The 16,498-nt window shown below is 60.5% G+C and carries 16 protein-coding genes and 1 other RNA gene; 6 read left to right on the forward strand and 11 right to left on the reverse strand.

The features are described 5' to 3' along the window. The first annotated feature begins 140 nt into the window (after positions 1–140). The 3 genes from GIV35_RS03195 to GIV35_RS03205 are packed head-to-tail and all read left to right on the forward strand — an operon-like array spanning position 141 to position 4,617. On the forward strand, positions 141–2,123 hold the full coding sequence (locus tag GIV35_RS03195; RefSeq protein ID WP_198715836.1) for an acyltransferase family protein: 1,983 nt from the start codon (positions 141–143) through the stop codon (positions 2,121–2,123). Positions 2,124–2,182: 59 nt separating this feature from the next. After that, positions 2,183–3,649 carry a 4-hydroxy-3-polyprenylbenzoate decarboxylase gene (ubiD, locus tag GIV35_RS03200; RefSeq protein ID WP_105228924.1) on the forward strand — a complete coding sequence of 489 codons (1,467 nt, stop codon included), beginning with the start codon at positions 2,183–2,185 and terminating at the stop codon, positions 3,647–3,649. Further along, entirely contained in the window at positions 3,649–4,617 is a 969-nt protein-coding gene (locus GIV35_RS03205) for a CDP-6-deoxy-delta-3,4-glucoseen reductase (protein WP_213152890.1), read from the forward strand. Before ubiD ends, GIV35_RS03205 begins: the two co-directional genes overlap by 1 nt. Before the next feature lie 60 nt (positions 4,618–4,677). On the opposite strand, the gene GIV35_RS03210 is transcribed toward GIV35_RS03205, so the two are convergent. After that, positions 4,678–5,160: a sn-glycerol-3-phosphate transporter gene (locus GIV35_RS03210; protein ID WP_105228922.1), complete on the reverse strand. Its 483-nt coding sequence runs from the start codon at positions 5,158–5,160 to the stop codon at positions 4,678–4,680. 250 nt (positions 5,161–5,410) lie between these two features. Between GIV35_RS03210 and GIV35_RS03215 the strand changes: the two genes are divergently transcribed. Further along, the gene (locus GIV35_RS03215; RefSeq protein ID WP_054895996.1) at positions 5,411–6,064 is read left to right on the forward strand and encodes a gamma-glutamylcyclotransferase; all 654 of its coding nucleotides are present in this window, start codon (positions 5,411–5,413) and stop codon (positions 6,062–6,064) included. On the opposite strand, the gene glpT is transcribed toward GIV35_RS03215, so the two are convergent. Both glpT and GIV35_RS03225 read right to left on the reverse strand, forming a co-directional pair. Then, positions 6,061–7,398: a glycerol-3-phosphate transporter gene (gene glpT / locus GIV35_RS03220; RefSeq protein WP_014720415.1), complete on the reverse strand. Its 1,338-nt coding sequence runs from the start codon at positions 7,396–7,398 to the stop codon at positions 6,061–6,063. The two genes, GIV35_RS03215 and glpT, sit on opposite strands and share 4 nt — an antisense overlap. Positions 7,399–7,689: 291 nt before the next feature. Beyond that, positions 7,690–8,667, reverse strand: coding sequence for an NADPH:quinone oxidoreductase family protein (locus GIV35_RS03225; protein ID WP_236264310.1), 978 nt, complete (start codon positions 8,665–8,667; stop codon positions 7,690–7,692). A 150-nt stretch (positions 8,668–8,817) separates the two neighbouring features. Between GIV35_RS03225 and GIV35_RS03230 the strand changes: the two genes are divergently transcribed. Next, on the forward strand, positions 8,818–9,225 hold the full coding sequence (locus GIV35_RS03230; RefSeq protein ID WP_198715833.1) for a flagellar basal body-associated protein FliL: 408 nt from the start codon (positions 8,818–8,820) through the stop codon (positions 9,223–9,225). Positions 9,226–9,267: 42 nt separating this feature from the next. Here the strand turns inward: GIV35_RS03230 and GIV35_RS03235 are convergent, their stop codons facing one another. The 4 genes from GIV35_RS03235 to GIV35_RS03250 all read right to left on the reverse strand — a co-directional run bounded on the left by GIV35_RS03235 (position 9,268) and on the right by GIV35_RS03250 (position 14,585). Further along, positions 9,268–10,386 (reverse strand): ABC transporter permease, encoded by a 1,119-nt coding sequence (locus tag GIV35_RS03235; RefSeq protein ID WP_105228919.1) that lies wholly within the window; start codon positions 10,384–10,386, stop codon positions 9,268–9,270. After that, entirely contained in the window at positions 10,386–13,103 is a 2,718-nt protein-coding gene (gene rbbA / locus GIV35_RS03240) for a ribosome-associated ATPase/putative transporter RbbA (protein WP_236264309.1), read from the reverse strand. The genes GIV35_RS03235 and rbbA overlap by 1 nt, the downstream gene beginning before the upstream one ends. After that, positions 13,100–14,065: an HlyD family secretion protein gene (locus GIV35_RS03245; protein ID WP_105228917.1), complete on the reverse strand. Its 966-nt coding sequence runs from the start codon at positions 14,063–14,065 to the stop codon at positions 13,100–13,102. Before GIV35_RS03245 ends, rbbA begins: the two co-directional genes overlap by 4 nt. A 70-nt stretch (positions 14,066–14,135) precedes the next feature. Then, the gene (locus GIV35_RS03250; protein ID WP_105228916.1) at positions 14,136–14,585 is read right to left on the reverse strand and encodes an EVE domain-containing protein; all 450 of its coding nucleotides are present in this window, start codon (positions 14,583–14,585) and stop codon (positions 14,136–14,138) included. 195 nt (positions 14,586–14,780) lie between these two features. On the opposite strand from GIV35_RS03250, the gene GIV35_RS03255 reads away from it, so the two are divergent. Continuing rightward, on the forward strand, positions 14,781–14,930 hold the full coding sequence (locus GIV35_RS03255; protein WP_010207387.1) for a hypothetical protein: 150 nt from the start codon (positions 14,781–14,783) through the stop codon (positions 14,928–14,930). A gap of 12 nt (positions 14,931–14,942) precedes the next feature. Here GIV35_RS03255 and GIV35_RS03260 read toward each other — a convergent pair whose 3' ends face one another. From GIV35_RS03260 to GIV35_RS03275, 4 genes are all read right to left on the reverse strand, one after another. After that, the gene (locus GIV35_RS03260; RefSeq protein WP_213152894.1) at positions 14,943–15,572 is read right to left on the reverse strand and encodes a 5-formyltetrahydrofolate cyclo-ligase; all 630 of its coding nucleotides are present in this window, start codon (positions 15,570–15,572) and stop codon (positions 14,943–14,945) included. Positions 15,573–15,629: 57 nt separating this feature from the next. After that, a non-coding RNA gene (gene ssrS / locus GIV35_RS03265) (6S RNA) lies at positions 15,630–15,808 on the reverse strand. A 30-nt stretch (positions 15,809–15,838) separates the two neighbouring features. Further along, the gene (locus tag GIV35_RS03270) at positions 15,839–16,156 is read right to left on the reverse strand and encodes a cell division protein ZapA (RefSeq protein ID WP_054895993.1); all 318 of its coding nucleotides are present in this window, start codon (positions 16,154–16,156) and stop codon (positions 15,839–15,841) included. Further along, positions 16,153–16,362: a TIGR02449 family protein gene (locus GIV35_RS03275; protein ID WP_003177365.1), complete on the reverse strand. Its 210-nt coding sequence runs from the start codon at positions 16,360–16,362 to the stop codon at positions 16,153–16,155. The genes GIV35_RS03270 and GIV35_RS03275 overlap by 4 nt, the downstream gene beginning before the upstream one ends. Positions 16,363–16,498 lie beyond the last annotated feature (136 nt).

Below are 16,498 nucleotides of genomic sequence, written 5' to 3' on the forward strand. Positions count from 1 at the left end.
CAAAAAAATGGCGTCCTTAATGGGGCGCCATTTTTTTTGCGTCGAGATTCTGCGATTTTTGTGGCATAAGTATCCGTTAAGTAACAAAAATTGACGCGTGACTTCGCTCATCCCTTTCGTCGCAGACTGACCACATTCTTATGACCACCCTTGCTTACCGCAGAGACATCGATGGCCTGCGTGCCATTGCTGTCCTTGCAGTCGTGTTGTTCCACTTTGGTGTCCCTGGCATTACTGGCGGTTTTGTTGGCGTTGACGTCTTCTTCGTCATCTCAGGTTTCCTGATCACGTCAATTATCTGGCGTGAGCGTCAAGCTGGACGCTTCAGCTTCATCGACTTCTGGGCTCGTCGAGCCCGGCGTATCTTGCCGGCCCTGTTTGTGATGATCGCCGCGACACTGGCAGTGGGTTGGTTTCTGTTGGCGCCCAAGGACTATGAGGAGTTAGGGCGGTCTGCGCACTATCAGGTGACCTTTACGTCGAACCTGTTGTTCTCGCGTCAGCATGGCTACTTTGATGCCTCATCCGACATCAAGCCCTTGCTGCATACCTGGTCGCTTGCAGTAGAAGAGCAGTTCTATATTTTCTTCCCATTGCTGCTGACGTTGCTTTCCAGTCGGTTGAAGCACTGGCGCCTGGCATTGTTCGCGGTACTGTTGGTGTCGTTTGGCATGAGCGTCTGGGCGGTTCAGCATGAGCCGCAGAAAGCCTTCTTCCTGTTGCACCTGCGGGCCTGGGAACTACTGGCCGGTGCAATGCTGGCGGTGCAGCCCAAGCGTGAATGGCGCGCCTCGCCGGCCTTGGCTCAAGGGGTCAGCCTGGCTTCCCTGGCATTGATCCTCATCGCTGTGCTGGGCTACGACGCGAAAACGCCGTTCCCAGGTGCGACCGCGTTGTTGCCCGTGCTGGGGGTGGTCGGGTTGATCTGGGCCAACGGTCAGCAACAGACCTGGGTCGCTCGCCTGTTGGGCACACGGATCATGGTGGGTATCGGGCTGATCTCTTATTCCTGGTACCTCTGGCACTGGCCGGTGTTCGTGTACGCCAACTATGCCGCGGTAGATGGCTTGAGCGCGCTGGAGCTGGCGGGGCTGATGCTGCTTTCGCTGGTGCTGGGCTATCTGTCCTGGCGCTTCGTGGAAACGCCGTTCCGGGAAAAGCGTTTGCTGGCTTCGCGTAAGGCGATTCTGGCGTCAGCCATGGTCGGCATTCTGGGGCTGGGCTTCACTGGCCTTGCGATACGCGAAGCTGACGGCGTGCCTTCGCGCTTGTCCGAACAGGCGTTGCGTTTTGCCCAGGCCAAGAAGTGGAGCCCTGACCTGCTGGCGTGCATGGCCGACAAAGATACGCCCGATGAACGCTTGTTCTGCCATTTCGGCCCGAAAGGCCAATCTGTTTCAGCGCTGGTATGGGGCGACAGTCACGCCACTGCGCTGATACCTGCACTTAAAGAGGGCGCTGATCGCCACGATATCAGCCTGGTCGAAGCCAGTTTTGCCGGCTGTATTCCCCTCGATGGTCTGGAGAATATTGCCCGCTGCGCGCATTTCAATCGTCGCGTCGAGAAGGCCATGTCCGAGCAGACTTTCAGCGATGTGGTGTTGGCCGCCCGCTGGAGCCTGTATGTGTACGGGCAAATGTCCGGCGACAAGGAGCATGCGCTCAAAGACCCGGGCACCGGCCAGTATGTGCGTGCCGTCGCCGAACAACGCTTTGCCCAGGGCTTGCGCGAGCGCATCCAGGGCTTGCGCGCTGCCGGGCACAAGGTCTGGCTGGTCAAGGAAGTGCCGCTGCAGGAAATCATCGTACCTTACCGTCTCAGCCGCCTGGCCATGATGAACCGCCCCGTGGACGGTGAAGGGCTCGCCGTGGCCGAGCATGTAAAGCGCCAGGCCTTTATCACGCACTTGTTTGATGAGTTGGCGGCGGCCGACAGCGGTGTCGCGGTGCTGGACCCTGCACCTTTGCTGTGTGGCACCGACGGTCTATGCCGGGTCGAACTCAATGGCCGAGCGCTGTATACCGACGATAACCACCTTTCAGACGTCGGCGCGCGACACATCGAAGCCTTCCTGGAGCCGTTGTTCAGTTCGTTGCAATCACGCGGATTGACGGCCAATTAAGCTGCCAGCCGCCCTCAGAGCAGGTAGGATGTACGCCTATTTTACGGGTGGCATGGTTAATGAAATTCAAGGATCTTCGGGATTTCGTGCAGCAACTTGAGCAGCGCGGAGAGTTGAAACGTATCCAGATGCCGATTTCTCCGGTGCTGGAAATGACTGAGATTTGCGACCGCACCTTGCGCAACAAGGGCCCGGCGCTGTTGTTCGAAAACCCGACCGGCTTCGATATTCCGGTGCTGGGCAACCTGTTCGGCACTCCCGAGCGCGTGGCCTTTGGCATGGGCGCCGAGTCCGTCAGCGAACTGCGCGAGATCGGCAAGCTGCTGGCCTTTCTCAAGGAGCCCGAGCCGCCCAAGGGCTTGAAGGACGCCTGGTCCAAGCTGCCGATCTTCCGCAAGATCATTGCCATGGCCCCCAAGGTGGTCAAAGACGCGGTGTGCCAGGAAGTGGTCATTGAGGGCGACGATGTCGACCTGGCCATGCTCCCGGTGCAAACCTGCTGGCCCGGCGACGTCGGCCCGTTGATCACCTGGGGCCTGACCGTCACCAAAGGCCCGAACAAGGACCGCCAGAACCTCGGTATCTACCGTCAGCAAGTCATTGCCCGTAACAAAGTGATCATGCGCTGGCTCAGCCACCGTGGCGGCGCCCTCGACTTCCGTGAGTGGTGCGAAAAGCATCCCGGCAAGCCGTTCCCGGTATCCGTGGCCCTGGGTGCCGACCCGGCGACCATCCTCGGCGCAGTCACGCCCGTACCTGACAGCCTCTCCGAGTACGCTTTCGCCGGTTTGTTGCGCGGTAATCGCACGGAGCTGGTGAAGTGCCGCGGTAATGACCTGCAAGTGCCGGCCACCGCCGAAATCATTCTTGAAGGCGTGATTCACCCAGGTGAAATGGCCGATGAAGGCCCGTACGGCGACCACACCGGTTACTACAACGAAGTCGACAGCTTCCCGGTGTTCACCGTCGAGCGCATCACCCATCGGGTCAAGCCGATCTACCACAGCACCTACACGGGTCGTCCGCCCGATGAGCCGGCCATCCTCGGCGTGGCGCTCAACGAAGTGTTCGTGCCGATCCTGCAAAAGCAATTCCCGGAAATCACCGACTTCTACCTGCCGCCCGAGGGCTGTTCGTATCGCATGGCCATCGTGACCATGAAGAAGTCGTATCCGGGGCATGCCAAGCGGGTAATGCTCGGTGTGTGGTCGTTTTTGCGACAGTTCATGTACACCAAGTTCGTTATCGTCACCGACGACGACATCAATGCCCGAGACTGGAACGACGTGATCTGGGCCATCACCACGCGCATGGACCCCAAGCGCGATACGGTGATGATCGACAACACGCCCATCGACTACCTCGACTTCGCGTCGCCGGTATCGGGCCTTGGCTCAAAGATGGGCCTGGATGCCACGCATAAATGGCCGGGCGAAACCACGCGTGAGTGGGGCCGGGTGATCGTCAAGGATGAAGCCGTCACTGCGCGGGTCGATGCGATCTGGAAAGAATTGGGAATAGATTGATGCGTGTAACCCTGCAACCTTCCGGTGCTGTGCTGGAGCTGGCTCCTGGCGAGCGAATCCTCGAAGGCGCACGCCGCCTGGGCTATGAGTGCCCTCAAGCCTGTCGCAATGGCGTGTGCCATGTCTGCGCGGCGTTGCTGGTGGAGGGCCGGGTACGCCAAGGCGGGGAAGTGCGCGATCATGGTGAGTTCTACACCTGTATCGCCGAGCCCCTGGAGGATTGTGTGGTGCTGTGGGATGGCGTTCTGGCGCCGGGAGAGTTGCCGTTGCGCAAATTGTCGTGCCAATTGATCGAGTGTGTGCAAGTGGGTGGCGATGTGTGGCGTGTGCGCCTGCGCGCCCCGGCTGGCAAGGCGGTGCGTTATCACGCCGGGCAATACCTGATGATCGAGCGGGACAACGGCGAGAAGTCAGCGTTTTCCCTGGCCTCGGCGCCCCATGCCGGGCGTGAGTTGGAGTTGCATGTACTGGCACGGGAAGCCAGTGCGCGCAGCCTCATCGAGCAGTTGCAGCGTAACCAGATGGCGCGCGTCGAGCTGCCGTTTGGCGACACTCATCTGGCTGAACTGCCAGACGGGCCACTGGTACTGATGGCCGCCGGCACCGGCATGGCGCAGATGAACAGCCTGATCGAGCATTGCCGCGCTTCAGGCTTCAAGCACCCGGTGCATCTGTATTGGGGCGTGCGTCTGCCGGATGATTTCTACGAAATCGAGCATTGGGATCAATGGCTGCAATTGCCCAACCTGTTCCTGCACAAAGTCGTCAGCGACCTGTGTGGTTGGGAAGGGCGCTGTGGTTTGCTGCATGAGGCAGTGTGCGAAGACATTGCCGACCTCAATAGCGTGCACGTCTACGCCAGCGGTTCGCCGGCGATGATCTACGGCACGCTGGACGCACTGGTCAGCGCCGGCATGGATGCGCACCGGATGCGCGCCGACGTCTTCGCCTACGCCCCAAGGCCCTGAAGCCTTGCGCTGAATAATGTAGGAGCAGGCAAGTCAGCTCTCACAGGGGACAGTGTCGTGTCAGAAGCGCACGCCAGTCGTCACCATTGCCGCGTTGAACCCGAGCAACACCAACTCCGCCGCCACCGGCCCGTAATGCGCGCCCACCGACGGAATGATCACCGGCGCCACACCGAATCGGTTCAACGGGATCTTGTCGCGGTAGTCGCCGCGATAGCCCTGAAGCAGCCCGCCGGTCAATTTTGCATACACCGGATACTCGGCCATGTCATAGCGCTTGCCCGCATAGGCGTAGTACGAGCGCTGGCGGAACGAGTTGCGAAAAGTCACCCCGCCATACACCAGGCCCGACGCCTCGTTGCGTTCCAGGCCGATCAGGTCCTGTTTGTTGTTGTGCTCGGGGTCGGGGGCGAAGTGCCGGGTGTAGACGCTGGTCTGGGCGTACCAGAAGCCTTTGTCGTCGTTGGCGGGTGGGGTTTCGCCCGCCAGCGCGGTGGTGGCTTGGGCCAGGAACAACAGCCCAGGCAATCGAAATTTTTTCATGGGGCGACCTCGATAGTCGATGTAATGAACGGCTAAGTGGGTCGTTATGTGCGCGCTAGTTTGACGGCATGGCGCCCGCCCAGGCTGAACCGGGGCTGACAGTAGCGGGATTAACCGTCCAGATCCTGACGAGTGGCGGCGTTGATTAATGCCCAGTGGCACTTTTTCGCCGTACGGTTACAGCGCTGCGTTTTATTACGGTAAAGTCGCTCACAACTGGTAACACTCAGGAGGCGCACCGCATTTCGCCATGACCGCCATTGAAACCGATCTTCTGCAATTGGCTTACCCTCCGCGCCTCGATCTTGGGCCGCAACTCACACACGAACAGTTAATGAGCTCGATGCAAGCCACCATGGCACGGCATAAGGGCGGGCCGGTGTGGCTATTTGCTTATGGTTCGCTGATCTGGCGCCCTGAATGTTCATCCACCGAACGCGTACGGGCGCGGGTCCACGGTTATCACCGGGGCTTGTACCTGTGGTCCCATGAGCATCGGGGAACGCCGGAGTTGCCGGGGTTGGTGTTCGGCCTGGATCGCGGTGGTTCCTGCAGCGGGTTCGCCTACCGTTTGCCGGAAGATCAGTTGGAGGCCTCGCTGTATGCCCTGTGGCAACGCGAGATGCCTTACCCCTCTTACCGGCCGCACTGGCTCAGCTGCCGATTGCAAGATGGCAGTACCGTGCAGGCGTTGGGGTTTGTGTTGGAGCGGCATTTGCCCAGCTATGCCGGCAACTTGCCCGATATCGTGCTTAACCATGTACTGCAAAGCGCTTGCGGGCGTTACGGTACCACTCGCGATTATGTCGAGCAGACCGTGAACGCCCTGCGTAGCCACGCCATGCCAGATAAAAATCTGGAGGCGCGGCTCAAGCGTTGTGCCAAGGGTTGCCCGGGCGATTAACGCGCCGAGCTGACGCTGTTGGTGTGCCACAGCGTAGGGATCAGGAACGCGATCGCCAGTACACAGGCGCTGATCAGCAGCACGAAACCACCGTCCCAGCCGAAATGGTCAACCGTGTAGCCCATGGCCGCACTTGCCGCTACCGAACCGCCCAGATAACCGAACAGACCGGTGAAGCCCGCTGCGGTGCCGGCGGCCTTCTTCGGAGCCAGTTCCAGTGCCTGCAGGCCGATCAGCATCACCGGGCCGTAGATCAGGAAGCCGATGGAGAACAGCGCAATCATGTCGATCATCGGGTTGCCCGGCGGGTTGAGCCAGTAAACCAGGGTGGCCACTGTCACCAGAGCCATGAACACGATACCGGTCAGGCCGCGGTTGCCACGGAAGATCTTGTCCGACATCCAGCCGCACAGCAGCGTGCCCGGAATACCTGCCCATTCGTAGAAGAAGTACGCCCAGGACGACTTATCGACCGTGAAGTGCTTGGCTTCTTTCAAGTAGGTCGGCGCCCAGTCCAGTACGCCGTAGCGCAGCAGATAGACAAACACGTTGGCGAAGGCGATGTACCAGAGCATTTTGTTGCGCAGCACGTACTTGACGAAGATTTCCTTGGCGCTGAATTCGTCTTCGTGGCTGGCGTCGTAGCCTTCCGGGTAATCGTTCTTGTACTGCTCGATAGGCGGCAGGCCCACCGATTGCGGGGTGTCGCGCATGGTGATGAAGGCAAACGCCGCCACCGCCAGGGCCACGGTGGCCGGTACATAGAACGCCGCATGCCAGTCGTTGAACCACGCCATGCCCAGCAGGAACAGCGGGCCGATCAAGCCTCCGCCGACGTTATGCGCCACGTTCCATACGGACACCACGCCGCCGCGTTCTTTCTGCGACCACCAGTGCACCATGGTCCGCCCACTTGGCGGCCAACCCATGCCCTGGGCCCAGCCGTTGATGAACAGCAAAATGAACATCATGGTCACGCTGGACGTTGCCCAAGGCGCGAAACCGAAAATGAACATCACCCCCGCCGAAACCAGCAGGCCGAAGGGCAGGAAGTAGCGTGGGTTGGAGCGGTCTGACACCAGGCCCATCAGGAATTTGGACAAGCCGTAGGCGATTGCGATCGCCGACATCGCCAGGCCCAGTTCACCGCGGGTGTAACCCTCGTCGATCAGGTAGGGCATGGCCAGGGAGAAGTTTTTACGCAGCAGGTAGTAGCCGGCGTAACCAAAGAAAATACCCGCGAAGATCTGCCAGCGCAGCCGTCGGTAGGTACTGTCTATTTTTTCTTCAGGCAGGGGCGCCTGGTGTGCGGCAGGTCGAAAGAAAGCAAACATTCAAGAGCTCCAAATTTCTTGTTTTGACTGCGGATGCGAATGTTACAGTTTCGTTACCGAAAATAGCATCGCCTCTTATCTGCAAACACAGGAAACGAGAGCAATTGCATGTTCTTTTACGAACATGTCGCCTATAGATAAGTGATGGTCGTGGTTAGGTCCTAAGGCCGCGAAGTAACTACTGTGGGAGCTGGCTGGCCTGCGATGACGGTCTTTCAGCTTCATCTGTAGCAGCTGACTCACCGCTGTCGCAGGCAAGCCAGCTCCCACATGGATTGCATTTCAGGTGTGTTATCGGGTTTGGACAACTATTTTACCCACTGCCTTGCGCTGCCCCAGATCATTGATCGCCTGTGCTGCCTGTTCCAGCGGATACACCTGTGACACCAACGGCTTCAACTTGCCCTCGCCATACCACGTGAACAACTGCTGAAAATTCGCCGCGTTATCCTGCGGCTGGCGCTGGGCAAACGAGCCCCAGAACACCCCGACCACCGCTGCGCCCTTGAGCAACGCCAGGTTCACCGGCAGCTCAGGAATACGCCCACTGGCGAACCCCACCACCAGCAGCCGCCCATTCCAGGCGATCGAGCGAATGGCCTGGTCAAACAGGTCGCCACCCACCGGGTCGTAGATAACATCGGCGCCATTGCCATCGGTCAGGCGCTTGACCTCATCCTTGAGGCTGGCTTCGCTGTAGTTGATCAACTCATCGGCGCCGGCCGCCTTGGCTACTGCGAGCTTGTCGGCGCTGCTGGCGGCGGCAATCACCCGGGCGCCCATGGCCTTGCCGATCTCCACGGCGGCCAGGCCCACGCCGCCGGACGCACCAAGCACCAGCAAGGTCTCGCCGGGTTGCAGGTTGGCGCGTTGTTTCAGCGCGTGCATGGAGGTGCCGTAGGTCATGCTGAAGGCGGCGGCGGTGTTGAAGTCCATGCTCGGCGGGATCGGCAGCACGTTATAGCCGGGCACCGCGACCTGCTCGGCAAAGCTGCCCCAGCCGGTCAACGCCATCACACGGTCACCGACTTTCAGGTGGCTGACTTTCTCACCCACCTCGCAGACCACGCCTGCCGCTTCACCACCGGGTGAGAACGGAAAGGGCGGCTTGAACTGGTATTTGCCTTCGATGATCAGCGTATCCGGGAAATTCACCCCGGCCGCATGCACGTCCAACAGGATTTCGTTCTTCTTGATCGCGGGGCTGGCGATCTCTTCCAGCACCAGGGTTTCGGCGGGGCCGAAGGCTTTGCACAGCACAGCTTTCATCGGACTATTCCTTTTGGCGTCGTGGCCGATAAGTGTAGGAGGGAACGCCCGTGGGTCAACGAGCATGCCCACGCCTGATAAGCCCCCATAAGCTTGTGCTCAGCCTTGCTAGCGTTATGCTACCGGGCAACCGAATTCGAGGAATGAACTGTGAAAGCGTGGATCCTGTTGATGCTGGCCCTGACGTTGCCGATGGCAGCCCAGGCCGAAGAAGCCAAGGAAGGCGAGGCGCCGAAAGTCAGCTACATCAGCCTGACGCCGCCGTTCGTGGGCAATTACGGCCTGGATGGCACGGCCAAACTCAAGGTGTACAAGGCCGATATCGCCCTGCGTGTGACCGGCACCGAAGCAGCCGCGGCGGTCAAGGCCAACGATCCGTTGATCCGCAACCAGTTGGTGGCGCTGTTTACCCAGCAGACTAGCGAGGCCATGAGTACGGTCGAAGGCAAGGAAAAGCTGCGTCAGGAAGCCCTGAAACAAACCCAGCAGGTGATGAATGACGAGACCGGCAAGCCGATGGTCGAAGACCTGCTCTTCAACAATCTGATCATCCAGTAAAGCCGGCGCTTCGCGCCATTCGCGAGGTCCTGCCAGGCTTCCTCAGGAAGCCAGGCTTTTGCGAAACCGCGCCAACGCCACCGCAAAAAATACCAGGCCAATCCCCGCCAGTGCCAGCAAGTCTGGCCACACTACGCTCAGCCCTGCATCCCTGAATAGAATCGCTGCACTCAAGCTCACAAAATGCGTCGATGGTGAGCCCTGCATCACCCACTGCAACCATTCGGGCATGCTGTCCAGCGGCGTGCTGCCGCCAGAGAGCAACAGCATCGGGATGATCACCGGGATCGCCAGCAGGCCGAACTGCGGCGTCGAGCGGGCGAGGGTGGCGAGGAAGATCCCCAGCGCGGTACTCGCAAACAGATACAGCGCCGTCACCAGCAGGAACAGGCTCAACGAACCGGCCAACGGCACGCCGAGCAAACCTTTGACCACCAGTTCCAGGGACAGCCACGTACACAACACCACCACCAGCATGTTGCTCCAGATTTTCGCCAGCATAATCTCCAGCGCGGTCAGAGGCAGCACCAGCAGGTGATCGAGAGTGCCGTGCTCGCGTTCGCGCAACAGGGCGGTGCCGGTCAACACGATGGCGAGGATGGTGATGTTGTTGACGATCTGGATCACCGCCAGGAACCAGCCGCCTTCCAGGTTGGTATTGAACAGTGCCCGGGTGGTCAGCAGGGCCGGGGCTTTGCTAGCAGCGTCGGCCTGACCGCTGTAGGTCAGCAGCTCGCGTTGAAAAATTCGCCCGATGTAACCCGCCCCCATGAATGCCTGGCTCATCGCCGTGGCATCGACGTTCACTTGCACACCCGGCTGGCGCCCCGCTAGCAGGTCGGCCTGGAAATTCGCCGGTACATTGATCACGAAGGTGTATTGGCCGCTGTCCATGACCTTGTCCAGCTGGTCGTAAGGCAGTGGCGCTGGCGCCTGGAACTCTGGAGGTTGCAGGGCCTGGGCCATTTGCCGCGAGAGCGCGCTGTGGTCTTCATCGACAAAGGCCACGCTGGCGTTGTGCACGCCAATTACCGAGCCGGCTGCGGGCATATAAATCGCCACGGTAAAGGCGTAGAACAGAAACAGCAGCAAAACGCTGTCGTGGCGCAGGCTGGTGAGTTCCTTGAGCCCCAGGCGCAGGATGTGAGTGAGCTTGTGCATCAAGCCTCCTGCTTCTTGAGCATCACCAGGCTCAGCCCGGTAAAACCGACGAAAAACCCGAACAACGCCAGGCATTGAGGCCACAACTGACGTAGGTCCAGGGCCTTGGTGAAGGTGCCCACCGCAATATCCAGAAAGTGCCCGGCCGGAAACAGCATGCCCATCAGCCCCGCCGCCCCCTCCAGGGACGAACGCGGCACGATCAGCCCGGAAAACTGGATGGTCGGCAGGCTGGTGATGATCATGGTGCCGAGGATCGCTGCGATCTGGGTGCGGGTGAACGCCGAGATCAGCAGGCCCATGCTCGTCGTCGCCAGCACATACAACAGGCCGCCGAAGGCCAGGGTCAGGCCGCTGCCTTTGAACGGTACACCGAACAACCAGCGGTTCATCGCCACCAGCAGCGCCAGGTTGATCAGGCTGACGACGAGGTAGGGCGCCTGTTTGCCCAACAGGAACTCCAGGCGTGTCAGCGGCGTGGCATAGAAGTTGGTGATCGACCCCAGCTCCTTCTCGCGCACGATGCCGAGGGCGGTGAGCATGGCCGGAATGAACGCCAGGATCAGCGCCATCACGCCAGGGCCGATAGCGTTCACGCTGACCACGTCCTGGTTGTAGCGAAAGCGGGTTTCCAGTTTGGCGGCCGCCTGGTTATTCAAGGGCAGGCTACTGAGTTCAGCCAGTTGCGCAAGGTTGCTCTGGTGCACGGCCTCCACGTAGTTGCGGCTGGTTTCAGCGCGAAACGGCATGCCGCCGTCGAGCCAAGCCGCGACAGTGGGCTGGCGGCCGGCGTAGAGGTCACGACCAAAGCCGGGCGGGATCTCCAGGGCCAGTTTGATTTCCGAGCGCTGCAGGCGCCGATGCAGTTCGTTGGCGTCGCTGATGGGTGCTCGTTCAGCGAAATAGCGCGAACTGCGAAATGCTTCCAGGTAGCTACGGCTTTGCGGGGTCTGGTCCTGGTCGTAGACGGCGAAGGCGAGGTTTTCCACGTCCAGGGATATGCCGTAGCCGAAGATCACCATCATGAACAGCGCCCCGAGCAAAGCAAAGGCCATACGTACCTTATCGCGCAGCAGTTCCTTGCCTTCGCGGCTGGCCACCGCCAACCACCGCGCCAGGCTGAAGCCGCGTTTGCTCGCGGGCGGCGCGTGGGTTTCGTTGACGGTTGCAGGGGGAGTGGTGGGTTCCGGTTCGCCCTGTGCCTGTTCCAGGCAGGTGACGAACGCGGCTTCCAGGGTGTCACCGTGGAACTGCTGTTGCAGCGCCTCGGGCGTGTCGCAGGCCAACACCTTGCCGGCATGCATCAAGGAGATGCGGTCGCAGCGCTGGGCTTCGTTCATAAAGTGGGTGGACAGGAAGATGGTCACGCCCTGTTCCCGTGACAACTCGATCAGCAATCGCCAGAAATCATCCCGCGCCGCAGGGTCGACGCCCGAGGTGGGTTCATCGAGGATCAGCACTTCCGGGCGATGCAGCACCGCAACCGCCAAGGACAAACGCTGGCGCAGGCCAAGGGGTAACTCGCCGGAGGGCTGTTCGGCCACTTCACCAAGGTCGAAACGTTGGATCAGTTCATCAATGCGCGGGCCGCTGTCGGCCTTGGGCAAGTCGAACAGTTGCGCATGCAGCACCAAGTTCTGGCGCACGCTCAGCTCGCCATACAGCGAGAAGCTCTGCGACATGAAGCCTACGCGTTTGCGGGTCGCCAGGTCCTTGGCGTCCACCGGTTTGCCCAGCAGGATTGCATTGCCCTCGGTGGCCGGCATCAGCCCGGTCAGGACTTTCATGGTGGTGGTCTTGCCGCAGCCGTTGGAACCGAGGAAGCCGAAGATCTCGCCGCGGCCAATGGCAAAGCTGACGTTGTTCACCGCAGTGAAATCGCCAAAGCGCAGGGTCAGGTTGTGGGCTTGGATGGCGATATCGGCGTTGCCGCTTGTACGCGGTGGAATGACCAGTGGTTGGTTGTCGTGGGCACTGTCGCCCTGGAAGTGGGTGAAGGCTTCATCCAGTTTGCCGCTGGGCGTGATCGTCGCCAGTTCGCGGCTCAGCCCATCAGCAATTAACCTGCCACGGTCGAGCATCAGGCAATGCTCAAATTGCTCGGCCTCTTCCATGTAGGCGGTGGCCACCAGCAGTGTCAGTTGCGGGCGCTCACGGCGTACGCTGTCTACCAGCTCCCAGAAACGCCTGCGTGACAGTGGGTCGACGCCGGTGGTGGGCTCGTCGAGGATCAACAGGTCCGGATCATGGATCAGTGCGCAGCACAGGCCGAGCTTCTGTTTCATGCCGCCGGAGAGCTTGCCTGCCGGGCGCTCGGCAAAGCGTGCAAGGTCGGTGGCGAGCAGCAGGTTGTGCATGCGCTGGTCGCAATCGGCTTTCGACAGGCCGAACAAAGTAGCGAAGAAACGGATGTTCTCGCTGATGGACAGCTCGGGGTATAGGTTGCCGCCCAGGCCCTGAGGCATAAAGGCGATGCGCGGGTACAGGCTGTTGCGGTGGCGACGGTCTTGGATGGAACCGCCGAGCACCTGCAACTGGCCGTCCTGCAGTTTTTTAACCCCCGCGATCAAACCCAGCAGGCTCGACTTGCCGGCGCCGTCCGGGCCGATCAACCCGCAGCGGGTACCGGCCGGCAGGCTGAAGGCAATGTCGAGCAGTGCGTGTTGCTTGCCGTAGCGGTGGTTGATCCCCGTGGCGTGCAGCGCCAAGCCGCTCATTGCAGGTTGGCCGGCCAGTCGACATCGGCCGTGCGTACATAGCCCGCGCCGGGCATGCCCGGTTTGGCTTGTGGCACGGCGCTTGGCTGAGTCAGGCGCAATTTGACGCGGAACACCAGTTTCTGCCGCTCATCGCGGGTTTCGACTTCCTTGGGAGTGAACTGGGATTTGGCCGCGACAAAACTGATTCTGGCCGGCAGCGCTTGCTGGGGCAGGGCGTCGAGCAGGATGCGCGCTTCACTGCCGACGGTCAGACGGCCGGTAACGGAGGCGGGCAGGTAGAGATTCATGTACTGGTCATTGGGGTCAATCAGCAGCAACACGCGCCCGCCCGCGCCGAGCACTTCGCCCGGCTCGGCCAGGCGCAATTGGATGATACCGTCGATGGGCGCTCGCAGGCTGCTGTCGTCGATTTCACTGGTGAGCTGGGCCACTTGGGCCTGGGCTGCGCCGATGGCGGCCTTCACCGCGTTGACCTGGGCTTGGGCGGCGATCACTGCCGCGTTGCCGGTGTTCTGGCGCGCTTGCTGCTGGTCGATCAATTGGCTGCTGGCGAAGCCGCGCCGGTACAGCTCTTGGGTACGCTTGAGTTCCTGGCTGGCCAGCAGTTGCTCGCTTTGGCGCAATTGCACGTTGGCTTGGGCGGCGGCGAAGTTTTCCTTGGCGCGCAACACCTCTGCTTCGGCCTGGGCGCGTTGGGCTTGCAGGGTGCGGGTGTCCATGCGCGCCAGCAACTGGCCCTTGAGCACTTTGTCGCCTTCATCCACGTGCACTTCGGCCAGGCGCCCGGGAATCTTGGCGGCGATCTGCACTTCGGTGGATTCCAGGCGCCCATTGCCCATGCTCAAGCCTTCGGGCAGGCGGTCCTGGGTCGAACGCCAGTAACCAAAGGCCCCGGCCCCCAGCAACAGGACGATCAGGGCGATGGCGAACAGACGGGACGTATGGTGGTTCGTAGACATGGCTGCATCCTGCGGCGTTAGCGTCCCAGTGTGATGGGTTTAGCCCATGGGGGGGGTTGATATCGGTCAGTTAAAGCAGAGAAAGGATGGCCGCCCATTGTTCAGGCGTGACTGCCATGACAGAAAGCCGGCTGCCCTTTTGCACCAGCGGCATTTCAGCCAGTGCAGTTTGCTGCTTCAGATAGCCAAGGCTTAGCACCTTGGGGAAGGTCTGCGCATGGGCGACATCGATCGCGCTCCACGGGTTTTTCTCCGGGGTGGCCTTGGCGTCGAAATAGTGGCTTTCTGGTTCCAGTGCGGTGGGGTCCGGGTAGGCGGCGCGGATAATTTTGCCGGTGCCGGCAATCCCAGGCTCCGGGCAACTGGAGTGATAGAAGAAAAACTCGTCGCCCACGGCCATGGCACGCAAAAAGTTGCGGGCCTGATAGTTGCGTACCCCGTCCCAGCGCGCTTCGCCGAGCTTTTCCAGGCCGTTGATGGAGAGTTCGTCGGGCTCGGATTTCATCAGCCAGTAGGCCATTGTTGGGCTCCTGAAAAAGGTATTGGGCACGTTGTCGGGCAATTGCATGACAAACCGACAGTCGGTTGGCGTCAAGGTTTGCGTGTTGGTTCACGTTACCGCAGAATGCGCGCTTTTAAGCTTGACGCAGCTGCAACGGACTACTTTGGAACGTTGTTGTCATCGTGTACGAGGTGCCTGAAAGGGGGGCAATCGATGCAACGTAAGCCGGATTTACTATGGATTTTGGTTATTTTGTTTGGTCTGGGCGTCGTGACCACCGGTTATGCCCAGAGCCTGTGGTCGAACAAGACCGATGCACCGGTTGAACTGGCTCAGCAGCAGCCACAACCGTTCAAGCGTTAACTCAAGCATTCACTAAGGCGCCGCTGTTTCCAGTGGCGTTTGCGCGACATACCACTGCTTATCAGTCACCGTACCCGCCAACGGCACATCCCAGCTTGCCTGCGCCAGGCGTTCGACTTTCTGGCATTCATGGGCCAGCCCCAGCAGCGTTGGCTTGCGCCAGCTCTGGCGGCGGGCAAGATAAGCCAGGCTGCGATCGTAGAACCCGCCGCCCATGCCCAGGCGCCCGCCCACATCATCGAACCCCACCAACGGCAACAACACCAGGTCCAGCGCCCAGACCTGGCGCTGGTGATGGGCATTGACCCGTGGCTCAAGAATGCGAAAGCGGTTGGGCAACAACTTATCCCCAGGACGTACGCGCTGGAACACCATCTTGGTGCGCGGCCAGGCGCTGAGCACCGGCAGGTAAGTGGCTTTGCCGCGGCGCTGGGCCGCACGCAGCAGCAGGCGCGGATCGATTTCACCGTCCGTGGGCAGATATAAAGAGATATGTTTGGCCCGGCGAAACAGCGGGTGCTGTGCCAGTTGTCGGTACAGACCCTGAGCGGCCTGGCGCTGCTCGCTTGGCGTGAGGGCGCGGCGGGACTTGCGCAACATGCGTCGAAGTTGCGGACGAGATAGCGGCGCAGGTTCGGTCATGATTTTCGGCTCATAAAACAATGCCAGTCCGGGGACTGGCATTGAGTTTGGGAATTCAGGCTCCCCGACAGAGCCGCTGTCGACTTAGCCCTTGAACCCGAAAGTTCAAGGTGGAAGAAGCAGTAGGCTTTAAGGCTTTCCGTCTAGCGGACATGCACACCAGCCCAACGTGCAACTTCCAGGGTAGTGCGAATCGGCTCAGGGACATCGCCGACTGGCAAACACGCCAGGGAGTGGGGCGAGTATACCTTAAACCCGCTCGGCAATCAGCCCTTGGGTGTGTCTGAATCGGTGGAAAGCGCCAGATCCACGCGATCGAGCAGGTCACGCACCTGCTCGCGCGTCGAGCCACTGGCCTGTACGTCAGGGCGCTCCTGCTTATGCAGCAGGTCGTGGGTGATATTCAGCGCGGCCATCACAGCGATGCGGTCGGCGCCGATCACTTTGCCGCTGCTGCGGATTTCGCGCATCTTGCCGTCCAGGTAGCGGGCAGCGCTCACCAGGTTGCTGCGTTCTTCCTGGGGGCAGATGATCGAATATTCTTTGTCGAGGATCTGCACGGTAACGCTATTGCTTGAACTCATGAGTCTTGCTCCAGGGCCTTCAGGCGCGAAATCATCGATTCGACCTTACGCCGGGCGATTTCGTTTTTTTCAATGAGGTGAGCGCGTTCCTCGCGCCAGGTCTTTTCCTGAGCTAATAGGAGTCCGTTTTGACTCTTAAGTTGCTCGACCCGATCAATTAGCAGTTCGAGTCTGGCCATCAGCGCTTGCAGGTCGGTGTCTTCCATTGGGTTCCACTGGATTTGTCTGATGAATGGCAACTGCAGGATAAACGATCTGACGCCCTCGATAGTCTTGGTACGTCTGCCGGTGCTAGGATACAGCGCTCCATTCTAGACATTGCGCCGTCTGGCGCCTAGCTCA

The sequence above is a fragment of the Pseudomonas sp. PA-1-6B genome (assembly GCF_021609545.1).
In the GTDB taxonomy this organism is placed as follows: domain Bacteria; phylum Pseudomonadota; class Gammaproteobacteria; order Pseudomonadales; family Pseudomonadaceae; genus Aquipseudomonas; species Aquipseudomonas fluorescens_BV.

What these genes read in the sequence shown, in the direction of transcription:
- GIV35_RS03195 (WP_198715836.1), top strand. Translation starts at nt 141, where the DNA reads ATGACCACCCTTGCTTACCGCAGAGACATCGATGGCCTGCGTGCCATT.
- ubiD (WP_105228924.1), top strand. Translation starts at nt 2,183, where the DNA reads ATGAAATTCAAGGATCTTCGGGATTTCGTGCAGCAACTTGAGCAGCGC.
- GIV35_RS03205 (WP_213152890.1), top strand. Translation starts at nt 3,649, where the DNA reads ATGCGTGTAACCCTGCAACCTTCCGGTGCTGTGCTGGAGCTGGCTCCT.
- GIV35_RS03210 (WP_105228922.1), bottom strand. Translation starts at nt 5,160, where the DNA reads ATGAAAAAATTTCGATTGCCTGGGCTGTTGTTCCTGGCCCAAGCCACC.
- GIV35_RS03215 (WP_054895996.1), top strand. Translation starts at nt 5,411, where the DNA reads ATGACCGCCATTGAAACCGATCTTCTGCAATTGGCTTACCCTCCGCGC.
- glpT (WP_014720415.1), bottom strand. Translation starts at nt 7,398, where the DNA reads ATGTTTGCTTTCTTTCGACCTGCCGCACACCAGGCGCCCCTGCCTGAA.
- GIV35_RS03225 (WP_236264310.1), bottom strand. Translation starts at nt 8,667, where the DNA reads ATGAAAGCTGTGCTGTGCAAAGCCTTCGGCCCCGCCGAAACCCTGGTG.
- GIV35_RS03235 (WP_105228919.1), bottom strand. Translation starts at nt 10,386, where the DNA reads ATGCACAAGCTCACTCACATCCTGCGCCTGGGGCTCAAGGAACTCACC.
- rbbA (WP_236264309.1), bottom strand. Translation starts at nt 13,103, where the DNA reads ATGAGCGGCTTGGCGCTGCACGCCACGGGGATCAACCACCGCTACGGC.
- GIV35_RS03245 (WP_105228917.1), bottom strand. Translation starts at nt 14,065, where the DNA reads ATGTCTACGAACCACCATACGTCCCGTCTGTTCGCCATCGCCCTGATC.
- GIV35_RS03250 (WP_105228916.1), bottom strand. Translation starts at nt 14,585, where the DNA reads ATGGCCTACTGGCTGATGAAATCCGAGCCCGACGAACTCTCCATCAAC.
- GIV35_RS03255 (WP_010207387.1), top strand. Translation starts at nt 14,781, where the DNA reads ATGCAACGTAAGCCGGATTTACTATGGATTTTGGTTATTTTGTTTGGT.
- GIV35_RS03260 (WP_213152894.1), bottom strand. Translation starts at nt 15,572, where the DNA reads ATGACCGAACCTGCGCCGCTATCTCGTCCGCAACTTCGACGCATGTTG.
- GIV35_RS03270 (WP_054895993.1), bottom strand. Translation starts at nt 16,156, where the DNA reads ATGAGTTCAAGCAATAGCGTTACCGTGCAGATCCTCGACAAAGAATAT.
- GIV35_RS03275 (WP_003177365.1), bottom strand. Translation starts at nt 16,362, where the DNA reads ATGGAAGACACCGACCTGCAAGCGCTGATGGCCAGACTCGAACTGCTA.